This window comes from Bacillus sp. M5A3_1b, assembly GCF_053345335.1.
On record NZ_JBKEZY010000001.1, the window covers coordinates 1,114,868 to 1,128,450 of the forward strand.

The window sequence follows — 13,583 nt, forward strand, 5'->3', positions numbered from 1 at the left end:
GATGAACAAGCATCACTGCATAGTTTTTAGAAATCCCTTTACTATTGTATCAAACTTTTCCGGTTGTTCCACATGAATTGCATGGCCAGCACCATCAATTTTCACAAATTTCGCGTCAGAGACGCATTTTTCGATGTTTTTTAATATGCGAAAGAACTTTTCATCATGCTCCCCGTTCATTAAAAGAACAGGTATTTTTAAGTTTTGCAGCTCGTTCCACCATGAAGGCTGAGCCCCTGTTCCCATGCCGCGCAAGCTATTTGCAATTCCTTTTGGATTGTTAGCAAGTCTTTCTTTTCGCACTGCTTCTTGTACGTTTTGTGCTAAAAGTTTTTGCGTTTCAAACAGCGGAATATTTTCCCACATCGTTACAAAACTATTGATGCCTTCTCGCTCAATTTTATCGGCAAGTCGCTCATCTTTTTCACGACGTTCTTCTCTCTCATTTTCACTTTTGAGCCCAGCTGTACAATTTTCTAATAAAAGAGAATGTACATATTCTGGATATAGACATGCCATCGTAATCGCCAGTCTACCGCCCATTGAATAGCCAAGTATGTGCGCTCTTTCAATATGAAGGTAATCTAATAGTTCTTTCATTTGCACTGCTACATTTCGAATATCATAGTGAGTTACATCTTCAGGACTTTCCGTTTTTCCGTGCCCCACAATGTCTACTAAAATGACTTGAAACTGCTCACTCCAAGAAGGAACGAAGGAACGCCACGTTTCCATGCTTCCCGTAAAACCATGAAGAAGTAGAAGTGGTTCCCCGCTTCCGACTACTTCATATTCATACGATACACCTTGCAGCGTTACGTTCATTTTGATTCACCTTGCAACGATGTAGTAATTACGTCCTGCGTTTTTGCCCATAATTTACGGTGCAATGTTAAGTTTTCATCACGGTTCGTACAAATTTCTACAACGTGTAAACCTTCCGTCGTCGTTCCTTTTTGTACCTCTTCTCGGAATTGCTCCCAACCATTTACACGGCTAAATGAACCGCCGTACATTTTGACAACATGCTCATAATCAAGTCCAATTGGCGTTCCAAATAATGATTCGAAATGTTCCTTTTTCTCATATTGTGGTAAGAATGAGAAAATACCGCCACCATCATTGTTTACAACGACAATCGTTATATTTAATTCATGTAATTTTGCGGCTAATAATCCGTTTAAATCGTGATAAAATGATAAATCACCAATAACTAATACGAGCGGATCGCAAATAATACTCGCTCCTAAAGCTGTCGAAATGATTCCATCAATCCCGTTTACACCACGGTTTGCCATCACTTGAATATTTTTATCCGATGTGAAAAAGAATGAATCTGTATCACGAATTGGCATACTATTACTCGCAAATAATGTTGCCCCTTCTGGTAGTACGCGGACGATATCCGTAATAACTTTCCCTTCAAATGCAGTTTCATATGTTTCCATTTCACGAAGCGTTTCCTTCGTTTTTTCGTTTATATGTTGCCACATTCCGAACCAATCATTCTTTTTCATAACTGGCAGTTTTTCTATTAATGCACCGCAAAACGCAATATCACTTGCTTGGACAACCTCTGTCGCAACGAGAGCTGGATCTCTCCATTGTCCAGATTCGTCAACAACGATATGAACAGCTTTCGTCTGTTTTTTGATGAACTGCGTTAATGCTTTCGAAACAGGCATCCCACCAAAACGAATCATAACTTCTGGCTTCCACGTTTCTTTTAATAGCTCATTTCGTAAAAATGTATCGTAACAGTCGATTACCATCGTTTTATCGTGATGTCCGCTACGAATGTTAGAAAGTGGATCCGCTAATATTGGATATCCCGTTTTCTCAGCTAGTTCTGCCGCAAACGCTGCGATTTCTGAATGACTATCATCTCCACAAATAATAAGCCCCTTTTCCATATGTGAAAGGCGCCCTACAAGAGAATCTACATATTCACTCGGCATCATCACGTTCCCTTGCTGAACTAATCCTGTATATTCCCCGCGTCCTTTATCCCATAAACTTTCTAATGAGAAATTTGGGATAAGCGGCTCGCGAACTGGAAAATTAAGATGAACAGGTCCTTGCGGCGCTAGAAGTGCGCTTGCTATCGTGCGCTGCGTCGTCATGCGAGCATAATGATACATCGCTTCACTCGCTTCTGGAAGTGCCATCTCTGTAAATTGCTTCACAAATGTACCGTATAAATTGAATTGATTCATCGCTTGTGGCGCACCAACATCTCTTAATTCATGCGGTCTATCTGCCGTTAAGACGATAAGCGGCACTCGTGAATGAAAAGCTTCACATACAGCTGGATAATAGTTTGCTGCTGCCGTTCCTGACGTACATAATAACGCAACAGGGCGTTTTTTTGCTTTTGCGATACCGAGCGCAAAAAATCCCGCTGATCTTTCATCTACATGTAAATATGTGTTCATTCCTTCATGTTGTTCCATTAGTAGAGCAATCGGTGTTGACCGTGAGCCTGGACTAATGACAACATCACATACATTTAGACGCGTCAGTTCATCCACGAACGCGCCTAAATAATATGATAATGCTTCTATATGATTGTTCATTTCATTAATTCCTCCAAAGCACCAAGCATCGGTCTAAACTTCAAGCTTGTTTCTTCATATTCAAGTTGCGGTACTGAATCAATTACAATCCCGCACCCAGCAAATAAGGATGCTTTCGCACCATTTAATAATCCGCAGCGAAGTGCAACCGCAAATTCACCATTTCCTTCATCATCTATCCAGCCAATCGGTGCACCATATAACCCTCTGTCTAACAATTCAACATCACGAATCAGTTTCATCGCTTCCAAACGAGGTGTCCCGCCAAGAGCTGGTGTTGGGTGTAATTCTTCTACCATTGTTAAAAGACTTGCATCGCCTTTTGCCTCTACAGGCGTATATAAATGAATTAAGTTTTTCGTTGTTAATAATCCCGGACTTTCCGGAATATTAACAGATTCGCAGTGCTCATTTAGTACTCCTCGAATCATGTTCACAACATAACCGTGTTCAGCTAAATTCTTTTCATCATGAAGAAGCGCATTACTATTTCGTTTACTTTCTTCTATAGATTGACCATGACCAGTTGAACCAGCAAGACACATCGAAGTAAACTTCTCATCTTCTTTGCGAATTAATCTCTCTGGCGTGGCTCCTAAGAAGCATGCTCCTTTATAATCAAAAGAAAATACGTAACAATCTGGTTGCCCAATGCGAAGTGCTTCTAAAACAAGAGCAGAATCAATATGATGATCCATTTCTACTTTTAGCTCCCTCGCTAATACAACCTTCTGCACGTTCCCCTGCTTCATCTCATCTTGCACTTTCTCAATGGCCTTCATCCAGCCTTTCGGATCTACTTCTACTTTAGAAGTAACTGTTAATTTCGATCCTTCAAGTGCACATTTACTCTCCCCAAAAATTTTCTCTTCTAAAGAAACAATTTCGTTATAAAGAGTTTCTGCACAATCAGTTGCTGAAACGAATGTATTCATTGTTAACCATGCTTTTTCATTTTTTACAGTTAATAAAAATGCCGGTAGTGAAAATGTCGTATCATCAAATTCTTTCCATAAGTCGGTTTTCTCTTTTTCTTGGTCAAATGAAAATCCACCAAATAAAAGAGGACCTGTGCCAAATTCGTATCTTTCTCTTTGTACAAATGCTTTCTCTTTTACTTTGTCCCACTCGTCACGAGCCGTTTGAAAGCGTTTGTTAGAAGAAGTTGCTATAGTGAAAACAGAGCCAATTCCAGCAAATATTACATGCTGAGCTGGGTCTGCAAAATAACATCTATTTTCGAATGAGATCCTTTTTCCTGCTGCATAAAACAGAAGCGGATCTATCCAGTCTATTTGTTTTACGAAGCTCACCAATATTTTTTCATCAGTTGCACGCTTAATGGCTGCACTAAGAACTTCTTGCAAGCCTATTTGTTTCGTTTGAATCACAATTGTCTCCCCCCTATGGGCGAAAAATAGTCATAATTACGCTTGATTTTAAGATACACCTCAAACGAAAGGCCTGTCAACGTTTAGCATTTCTGAGAAATTCACCTTCTCTTCCTAGAAAATAAACGTTGACACTAAATGATGCTTTTTCTACACTTAGTTGTGTACAATATGTGACCAAAGGAGGATTCAACATGGAAATGAACGTCGAAACGAATTCCTCTCCTACGGCGCCAAAGCCAAGTAAGCAAACCGGCTGGCGCATTTGGTGGAGTTTACTACGTCCCCATACATTAACAGCAGCTTTCGTTCCTGTTTTCATCGGAACAGCCTATGCGATGCAGGTCGGAGGTATAAATCAAATACATCTCCTTCTTTTCCTTATGATGCTTATCGCTTGTCTTCTCATTCAAGCAGCAACAAACATGTTTAATGAATACTTTGATTATAAAAGAGGACTCGATCACGAAGGGTCAGTTGGTATCGGCGGCGCTATCGTTCGCGATGGCATTCAGCCAAAAACGGTGCTTAACTTAGCATTTGGATTTTTCGGGATCGCAATACTATTAGGTGTTTATATTTGTATGAATTCTAGCTGGTGGCTTGCTGCAATCGGTCTTGTTTGTATGGCCGTTGCTTACCTTTATACAGGTGGCCCACTTCCAATTGCATATACACCATTTGGAGAGTTAACAGCCGGATTATTTATGGGTGTCATTATTATTGGAATTTCATTCTTTATTCAAACTGGAACTGTAACATCAGAAGTCGTTTTACTATCTATTCCAAGCTCCATTTTAATTGGTGCCATTTTACTAGCTAATAACATTCGTGACTTAGATGGCGATAAAGAAAACGGTCGTAAAACGTTAGCAATTCTCGTTGGACGCGAAAGAGCCGTTGGTGTACTCGCTTCTATGTTCATCGTTTCTTATATTTGGACAATCGCTCTAATTATCGTTAACATCGTATCACCATGGATGCTTATCGTATTTTTAAGTGCACCGAAAGCATTGAAAGCGACGAAAGGCTTTATCGGCAAAAGTATTCCAATGGAAATGGTACCTGCGATGATTGCAACAGCAAAAACAAATACAATCTTCGGTCTCCTCATGGGAATCGGATTATTGCTTGGATATTTCCTATAAAGTGAAACTTTAATCAACTGCCCGTTAATGCGGGATAAAAAGGAGCTGCTAACGTGGCTCCTTTTTCATATACCAATTTCAGCTCATAATTCCTCCTCTCGACGCTCATACTATGTAAAGAAACTGAATTGTAGGAAGGTGGACGCCTATGTTAACTCCACAACAAATAAATCAATTTAAATCTATTTTAGAAAAACAACAGCAAGAAGTTGAACAAACAATACAAACTCATGAGAATACAGATCGTGCTTCTGAACGCGATTCTGTTGGAGAATTATCTAGCTATGACAATCATCCAGGTGATATGGCTACAGAATTGTACGAACGTGAGAAAGATTTCGGGCTCATCGAATTTTGGCATAAGCAGCTAGAAGATACAAAACATGCCCTGCAAAAAATTGAAGAAGGTACGTATGGAATTTGCGAAGTATCTGGCGAAGAAATTCCGTTTGAAAGATTAGAGGCAATGCCAACCGCTACAACATGTATTCAGCACACTACAAATAAATTAAATATGAACACGCGACCAGTTGAAGAAGAGGTGTTGGCTCCTTCTTTTCACAAGCACGACGAAGATCATTCTGTAGAATACGATGCTGAAGATGCATGGCAAGATGTCGCAAATTATGGGACATCAGAAACACCGTCCGATTTAGAAAGACAGGATTCCAAAAACTATAATGGCATGTACGTAAATAGTGAAGAAAATGTTGGGTATGTAGAGGATTTCGAAAATTTTATAGGAACAGACATGTATGGCAAAAATCCTCAAGTTTTCGCCACAGAAGAACATGAAGAGTATGAACAAATGCTTGATGACTTTGAAGAGCGTACTTTCAAAGGCGAGTTATCTTCAAATGAATCTAGCTCCAAAGAATAAAAAAAGCATTCCGAAATTCGGAATGCTTTTTTTCGCTAGCTAATTAGTTTTTTGTAACGTTAGCTGCTTGTGGTCCGCGGTTTCCTTCAACGATTTCGAAAGAAACTTCTTGACCTTCTTCTAAAGTTTTGAAGCCGTCGCCTTGGATAGCTGAGAAATGTACGAATACGTCTTCTCCGCCTTCAACTTCGATGAAGCCAAAACCTTTTTCGCCGTTAAACCATTTAACTTTACCTGTTTGCATGTCATGTACCTCCTAAATAAAAATGAAACTATGAATCCACATGAAAAGGTGGATATAAAGGACATGAATGTATAACAAGCTTACAGCCTTTAATACAACGTGCTTTATTTCCGTACCACATTATGTAGCTCAATAGTATTTTCACTATATCATGCTATGTCAAAAACGTCAAATGAGAACACTTTCAATCCATCGTTTTTTATAATCCTAGTATAACCTTAAATTTTCATTCTATTTTTATTCAAAAATTAACAAATCTACAGTATTCTAATTCCTTTGATTTCTGTACAATATAATTACTACATATAATGGGGTGAAAAAATGCAAGCACATGAAATCGAGTATAAATTATATGGCGATGATATGCAGTTTGTTGAAATTGAATTAGATCCAGAAGAAAGCGTTATCGCAGAGGCTGGCGCAATGATGATGATGGAAGATCATATCGAAATGGAAACCATTTTCGGTGATGGTTCTGGCCCATCTAGTGGTCTATTCGGTAAATTAATGGGCGCTGGTAAGCGTCTTGTTACAGGTGAAAGTATGTTTATGACTGTCTTTACAAATACAGGTCATGGCAAGCGCCACGTATCATTCGCCGCTCCTTATCCAGGAAAAATCATCCCTGTTGATTTAACACAATATCAAGGAAAAGTCGTTTGTCAAAAAGACGCGTTTCTTTGTGCAGCAAAGGGCGTTTCTATCGGAATTGAGTTTACGAAAAAAATTGGAACTGGTTTCTTCGGTGGTGAAGGTTTCATCATGCAGAAACTTGAAGGTGATGGACTCGCTTTCATGCATGCAGGAGGAACTGTATATAAGCGTGAATTAAAACCTGGCGAAAGACTTCGCATCGATACAGGTTGTCTCGTTGCCATGACAAAAGACGTTAACTACGATATCGAGTTCGTTGGAAAAGTAAAAACAGCTCTATTTGGCGGCGAAGGTTTATTCTTCGCAACGTTAGAAGGTCCTGGAACGGTTTGGATTCAGTCCTTAACACTTAGCCGTTTAGCAGCACGCCTTACAAGCCCAGCAGCTCAAAACAGCGGTGAAGGCAGCGTTTTAGGCGGACTTGGACGTTTATTAGATGGAAAAGAGTAAAACAGTGCCCTTATAGGGTGCTGTTTTATTTTGGCATGATTCGTCCATAAGTCGCTATAATTTCATCCACTAATTTATATACGCGATACAAACTATTTGCCCCCTCCAAAAGAATGAATCAAGTCCCTCACTGCATATATTGAACTATACCTTTTCTTAAGGAGGGCTTCCTTAATGCGTACTCCTTTATCCTTCGATAAAGATACCGCCATATTGTTAGCTTCTTGTTGTGAGTTAACGTATGAACAATATAAACAAAATGGGATTTTCAAAATACCGGATGGTTTTCAATATGTACAAGGCTTTCAAGGAAAAACCATTCAAACGACAGAATGGTTCGGATTCATACTAGAATCTGAGGATACGATTATTGTAGCTTTTCGCGGAACACAAACAGATACAGACTGGATTATCGATTCACTCGTTAACCAAAAACCATACCCATATGCTTTAAACAGCGGAAATGTCCATAACGGCTTTCTTTCCATTTATGAATCTTGCCGAGATTCTATTATGGATATGCTCGTATCACTACCAGCCCATAAAAAACTCCTTGCAACAGGTCATAGCTTAGGCGGGGCGCTCGCCACACTACATATACTCGATGCGCGTATCAATACCGCCTTCGCACAGTACGGTCTTTATACATTTGCCTCTCCCAAAGTGGGCGATATTGCATTTCGTAATTATTATAAACTACAAGTAGCTAGTAGCTTTCGCTTCGTTAATCTATTTGATGTCGTTCCTCTTCTCCCTCCGCGCAATGTCCATTTTAATGACCAAGACTGGGAATATGCACACGTTCATCACAACATGACTTTTACAAAAAACACAAAATCTATTACAAATAATCATGCCATGACAACATACAAAACATGTCTGACTTCTCATTTTTAACCAGGTAATGATTGGAAACCCTATATCCTTATACTATAATAATATATGAAATTATTTTTGGATGAGGGGACCTTACATGCTAAAATTTATCTTTGCACTTTTTCTCATTGTAATTTTTACGTTTACAGGTTTCTTTACATTTTCATACTTTGCGACGGGAGAATATGGTGGAACAGGTATCATATATACCGCTATCCCATTTCTTTCTTAAGCAAAAAAAGAAAACCGAGCTTAATGAGATTAAGCTCGGTTTTTAGCAATTATATTCCTCTTTTAAAAGTGAATATACTTTGTCTCCATGAATAAAAGTCCCTTCAAAAGGGACTTTCACTTAATACTGTGTAACTGCATTACCAATACTCCAAATCTCATTACTATACTGTAAAATCGTTCGATCACTCGCAAAATGACCAGACTGTGCAATATTTAAAATCGACATTTCTAGCCACTTCGTTCGGTTTTCATACGCTCTACCAACAGCTTCTTGCCTTTCCGCATATGGACCAAAATCTCGCAGAACGAAGTATTCATCATTTTGAATTACGAGAGAATCATAAATTGCTTCAAATTCAGCTCCCGAATGTGCAAAGAAACCATTCGTTAACTGATCTACTACTTTTTTAATATGCATATTGTGGTGATAATAATCACTTGCACGATATCCACCATTTTGATAGTAATGAAGAACCTCTTCCGCTGTTAAGCCAAAAATGAAACAGTTATCATCACCGACCCGGTCTTTTATTTCAACATTAGCTCCGTCTAACGTTCCGAGTGTGATAGCACCATTCATCATAAATTTCATATTCCCTGTTCCTGATGCTTCTTTACTCGCGGTTGAAATTTGCTCACTCACATCCGCGGCTGGGAATATATCTTCCGCTAAAGACACTCGATAGTTTTCTAGAAAGATAACTTTCATATATTGGCTTACGTACGGATCATTATTCACTTTCCTAGCGAGTTCATTGATTAATTTAATAATTTTTTTCGCATAGTAATAGCCAGGTGATGCTTTCGCTCCAAAGATAAAAGTACGCGGATAAAATGTAAAACTAGCATCCTCTTTCAAACGGTTATACAAATATAAAATATGAAGAACATTTAATAATTGTCTTTTGTAAGCATGTAGTCTTTTTACTTGCACATCAAAAATAGAATTAGGATCAATTGTAATCCCCATTTTATTATGAATACGCTCCGCTAAAATCTCTTTACGCTCTTGTTTTACCTCTGCAAATTTCTCTTGGAAACTCGCATCGTATTGAACTGTTTGCAGCGCTTGAAGCTTAATCGGTTCTTTCTTCCACTCTGTTCCAATCGCCTCTGAAATAAGGTTCGTCAGCTGTGGATTCGCCTTCATTAGCCAACGTCTATGAGCGATTCCATTCGTTTTATTATTAAACTTATCTGGATAAAACTCATAAAACAATCGCATTTCACGTTGCTTTAAAATTTCCGTATGAATTTTTGCTACACCATTTATGCTATGGCTACCGACAATTGCTAAATGAGCCATTTTCACAAGATCATGCGCAATAATCGCCATCTCTTCAATACGATGCCATTCATATGGATAACGTTCCCAAAGTTCATGACAGAAACGTTCATTAATCTCTTCAATAATCATATAAATTCTCGGTAATAACGGTTTAAAAATGTGAATTGGCCACTTCTCAAGCGCTTCTGATAACGTCGTATGATTCGTATAAGAAATCGTTTGCGTTGTTATGTGCCAAGCTTCTTCCCATGCTAGTTTTTCTTCATCTAATAAAATACGCATTAGTTCTGGAATCGCCAAAACTGGATGTGTATCATTAATATGAATCGCAATTTTCTCATGTAATTGACGAAGGTCACCATATCTTTCTCTATGCATACGAACGATATTTTGCAAACTTGCCGATACGAGGAAATACTGTTGCTTCAAACGAAGTATTTTCCCCTCATCATGCGTATCATCTGGATATAAAAACTCCGATACCGCCTCTGTTTCACGCTTATATTTCAAAATATCTTTGCAATTTTGCGGGAAAGGAACTGGTTCAGCATTCCAAAGTCTGAGTGTATTTACAGTACTCGTCTCATAACCTACTACTGGAACGTCATATGGTACTGCCATAATCACTTCTGCATTCGTATGCCTGAACTCTAAACGCCCATCAATGTATAGCGGTTCAACATTGCCGAAATAACTTACCTCTACAGCTTGATCATGCCTTCTTACTTCCCATACGTTTTCATGAAGAAGCCACTGTTCTGGAAATTCAACTTGATAACCATCAACAATTTTTTGATCAAATAAGCCGTGCTTGTAACGAATTCCACAGCCATGACCTGGTAAGTTTAAAGATGCAAGTGAATCAAGGAAACAGGCTGCTAATCGTCCAAGTCCACCATTTCCAAGACCTGCATCTGCTTCCACGTCTTCTAACTGTTGCAAAGAAATCCCAAGCTCAGAAAGTCCTTGCTCACATACATCCCTGATGCCTAAATTTAATATGTTACTTCCAAGCAAACGCCCAAGTAAAAACTCAATGGATAAGTAATACATTTGCTTTTGCTCTCCAGACCGATAACTTTCGTTCGTTGCAATCCATTGACTATTCATATACTCACGTACCATGTACCCAAGCGTATTGTATTGATCACGAGTTGTAGAGTCTTTAAAACTTTTACCATACATCGTCTCTAACTTTTCTAGAAAAGCTGATTTGAAACTTTCAACATGAGTAAACATTTCTTCACCACCTACATGTTATTCCATGAGACTTTTATACAATTTCTTATAGGCAAGAGCTGATTTCTCCCAGCTATAATCTTCAGTCATCGCTTGTTTTACAAGCTGCTCCCATACCGGTTTATCATGATAAAATTCAATTGCACGAAGAACCGTGTGCAACATGTCATGCGCATTAAAGTTCGTGAAACTGAAACCATTTCCTTCTCCAGTTTCTTCGTCATAAGATTGTACAGTATCATTTAATCCGCCTGTCTCTCTTACAATTGGAATTGTACCGTACGCTAATGCGATAAGTTGTCCAAGTCCACACGGTTCAAATAGTGATGGCATTAAGAATAAATCACTTCCTGCATACACTTGGTGGGCTAGTTCTTCATTAAATCCGATATACACTTTTACCTTCTCAGGATACTCGTATGCCATCCACTCAAAGAATTGTTCATATTCAGAATCACCTGATCCTAAAATAATACATTGCACATCTTCCTCCATTATTTCGCGGAATACAGTACGTACTAAATCAAGACCTTTTTGCTTCGTTAATCTCGTTACCATCGAAATAATTGGTGTATCTTCTTTTTCTGGCAAACCAAAATAACGCTGCAAGGCGCGTTTATTTTCATTCTTTTCCTCTAATGACTCTGCATCATACTGAGCAGTAATATACGAATCTGTTTCTGGATTATATACGCTCGTATCAATTCCATTTACGATGCCGCTAAGCTTACCATTATTTTTTCGTAACAACCCATCTAACTTCTCACCGAAAAACTCATATTGAATTTCCTCTTTGTATGTCGGGCTAACCGCTGTAATTTGATCAGAAGCAATAATTCCGCCCTTCATAAAGTTCACATTTCCATAAAACTCTAGCTGCTCACTATGAAAATATTCATCACCAAGTTCTAACAAGTCATACATCACCTCAGGAGGAAATACACCTTGGAACTGCAAATTATGAATCGTATACACCGTTTTAATATGCTCATATAATGGATTATCTTGATACTTTTCACGCAGTAAGAAATTCACCATAGCTGTATGCCAATCGTGGCTATGAAGAACATCCACTTCGAAATCAAGATGCGGAATACACTCTAAAACTGCTTTCGAAAAATAAGAAAAACGCTCTCCGTCATCATAATGACCATATAAAGAATCTCTCTTAAAATAATATTCATTATCTATTAAGTAATACGTAATCCCGTCTTGCTCACCTTTTAAAATTCCGCAATATTGATTTCTCCACCCAAGCGGGACGTTAATTACTTTATGTAACGTACATCCATCCCTTAATTTTTGCGGAATAAGACTATAATTTGGAAGTATAATGCGAACGTCCACACCTAATTTTTTCAGCTCTTTTGGGAGCGCACCTGCTACATCAGCTAATCCTCCCGATTTAACAAATGGTACACATTCTGATACTGCAAATAAAATATTCACTTGTTGTCCCACTGCACGAAAAGCTTATACGACTTCCCTTGCAGCTTCCTCCCTTCGAGTTTTCATTTGAATGAATGCTTTAATCAGTGGAGGAAAAACCCCCACTGATTCTTTTAAGAATAACTATTAATCGTGCTGCTTTGAATACTTCCTTTTTCTACAACATATGGCTCATCGGCGTTTCCTTTTAGTACAACACCGTCACCAATTTTCACGTCTTTATCAATAATAACACCGTCTATTATACAATTATCTCCAATTTTGCTCTTTTGCATAATAATGCTATTACGAACAATTGAGCCTTTTCCAATTTTAACAGAACGGGAGATAACACTATTTTCTACTTCTCCTTCAATAATACTGCCGTTTGCAATCATTGTATTTTTCACGGCTGCACCCTTCAGGTAACGAGTTGGTGGTTCATCTTTTACTTTCGTAAAGATCGGTGCTTCTTTCTTAAATAATTGCTTCCAAATAGCAGGTTGCAAAATTTCTAAGCTATGTTTATAGTAACTTTCAATTGAATCAATAATAGCTACATATCCTGTATGCTCATACGTAGCAATATGCAGTGATTTTCCGCGCTTTTCTCTCACTACATCAAATAAACTGTATTGCTCCACATCTTTATATGTCTCAAATAAATCTAACAATAATTGTTTCTTTAACACGTATGTTTGAAGCGAAACCCCTTCATGGCAAACTTCAGTAATATCAGCTGCCGTATGTATATGTCGCTCTAACACCGCTTGAAAATTTAATGCTGTTACGAGATGGCTATTCGTAATAACAACGTATTCTTCTCTAGCTCTTAAAAAATAATCAATATGTCTTCTAAAATGTGCAAAAGATCCAAATTCATCTTGGTCACATTGGCAATTTGGCGGGAATAAAAACAGTCCGTCTCTTTTTCTATCTAAATCCCACTGTTTTCCTGAACCAACATGGTCCATTAGTGAACGGTTTTTATGACTTGTAAAAACCGCTACACTATGAATATTAGAATTCACCATATTTGAAAGCATGAAATCAATGAGTCGATAACGGCCCCCAAATGGTAACGCCGCTAATGAACGATGCCCTGTTACTTTCTTTAAGGAAGGAAAACTTCCCGTTGCATTAATAATTCCTAACATTTTTTCTCCCATTCATTT

General features: G+C 38.3%; 12 protein-coding genes. 5 read left to right on the forward strand and 7 right to left on the reverse strand.

The annotated features are described in order from the left end of the window. Window positions 1–12: 12 nt before the first annotated feature. The 3 genes from menH to ACLBWW_RS05965 are packed head-to-tail and all read right to left on the reverse strand — an operon-like array spanning window position 13 to window position 3,967. A complete protein-coding gene (gene menH, locus ACLBWW_RS05955; protein WP_048541143.1) occupies window positions 13–825 on the reverse strand; it encodes a 2-succinyl-6-hydroxy-2,4-cyclohexadiene-1-carboxylate synthase in 813 nt (270 codons plus the stop codon). Further along, window positions 822–2,576: a 2-succinyl-5-enolpyruvyl-6-hydroxy-3-cyclohexene-1-carboxylic-acid synthase gene (gene menD, locus ACLBWW_RS05960; RefSeq protein ID WP_098131966.1), complete on the reverse strand. Its 1,755-nt coding sequence runs from the start codon at window positions 2,574–2,576 to the stop codon at window positions 822–824. Before menD ends, menH begins: the two co-directional genes overlap by 4 nt. After that, complete coding sequence (locus ACLBWW_RS05965; protein ID WP_048541147.1) at window positions 2,573–3,967, reverse strand: isochorismate synthase; 1,395 nt, start codon at window positions 3,965–3,967, stop codon at window positions 2,573–2,575. The genes menD and ACLBWW_RS05965 overlap by 4 nt, the downstream gene beginning before the upstream one ends. 194 nt (window positions 3,968–4,161) lie before the next feature. Here ACLBWW_RS05965 and ACLBWW_RS05970 point away from each other — a divergent pair, with 194 nt between their 5' ends. Together ACLBWW_RS05970 and ACLBWW_RS05975 are read left to right on the forward strand one after the other, a co-directional pair. Further along, on the forward strand, window positions 4,162–5,115 hold the full coding sequence (locus ACLBWW_RS05970) for a 1,4-dihydroxy-2-naphthoate polyprenyltransferase (RefSeq protein WP_447613933.1): 954 nt from the start codon (window positions 4,162–4,164) through the stop codon (window positions 5,113–5,115). A gap of 148 nt (window positions 5,116–5,263) precedes the next feature. Then, complete coding sequence (locus ACLBWW_RS05975) at window positions 5,264–5,995, forward strand: yteA family sporulation protein (RefSeq protein WP_048541151.1); 732 nt, start codon at window positions 5,264–5,266, stop codon at window positions 5,993–5,995. A 43-nt stretch (window positions 5,996–6,038) separates the two neighbouring features. On the opposite strand, the gene cspD is transcribed toward ACLBWW_RS05975, so the two are convergent. After that, on the reverse strand, window positions 6,039–6,239 hold the full coding sequence (gene cspD, locus ACLBWW_RS05980) for a cold-shock protein CspD (protein WP_001193052.1): 201 nt from the start codon (window positions 6,237–6,239) through the stop codon (window positions 6,039–6,041). A 321-nt stretch (window positions 6,240–6,560) separates the two neighbouring features. On the opposite strand from cspD, the gene ACLBWW_RS05985 reads away from it, so the two are divergent. The 3 genes from ACLBWW_RS05985 to ACLBWW_RS05995 all read left to right on the forward strand — a co-directional run bounded on the left by ACLBWW_RS05985 (window position 6,561) and on the right by ACLBWW_RS05995 (window position 8,451). Then, on the forward strand, window positions 6,561–7,343 hold the full coding sequence (locus tag ACLBWW_RS05985) for a TIGR00266 family protein (RefSeq protein WP_001147830.1): 783 nt from the start codon (window positions 6,561–6,563) through the stop codon (window positions 7,341–7,343). Window positions 7,344–7,517: 174 nt separating this feature from the next. Next, entirely contained in the window at window positions 7,518–8,240 is a 723-nt protein-coding gene (locus ACLBWW_RS05990) for a lipase family protein (RefSeq protein WP_048541154.1), read from the forward strand. Window positions 8,241–8,316: 76 nt separating this feature from the next. After that, window positions 8,317–8,451, forward strand: a complete 135-nt coding sequence (locus ACLBWW_RS05995) for a hypothetical protein (protein ID WP_000911073.1) — start codon at window positions 8,317–8,319, stop codon at window positions 8,449–8,451. Window positions 8,452–8,571: 120 nt separating this feature from the next. Here ACLBWW_RS05995 and glgP read toward each other — a convergent pair whose 3' ends face one another. The 3 genes from glgP to glgD all read right to left on the reverse strand — a co-directional run bounded on the left by glgP (window position 8,572) and on the right by glgD (window position 13,577). Beyond that, the gene (gene glgP, locus ACLBWW_RS06000; RefSeq protein WP_048541156.1) at window positions 8,572–10,980 is read right to left on the reverse strand and encodes a glycogen phosphorylase; all 2,409 of its coding nucleotides are present in this window, start codon (window positions 10,978–10,980) and stop codon (window positions 8,572–8,574) included. 18 nt (window positions 10,981–10,998) lie between these two features. Then, the gene (gene glgA / locus ACLBWW_RS06005) at window positions 10,999–12,429 is read right to left on the reverse strand and encodes a glycogen synthase GlgA (RefSeq protein ID WP_002203738.1); all 1,431 of its coding nucleotides are present in this window, start codon (window positions 12,427–12,429) and stop codon (window positions 10,999–11,001) included. A gap of 113 nt (window positions 12,430–12,542) precedes the next feature. Next, complete coding sequence (gene glgD, locus ACLBWW_RS06010; protein ID WP_000504143.1) at window positions 12,543–13,577, reverse strand: glucose-1-phosphate adenylyltransferase subunit GlgD; 1,035 nt, start codon at window positions 13,575–13,577, stop codon at window positions 12,543–12,545. Window positions 13,578–13,583: the final 6 nt, after the last annotated feature.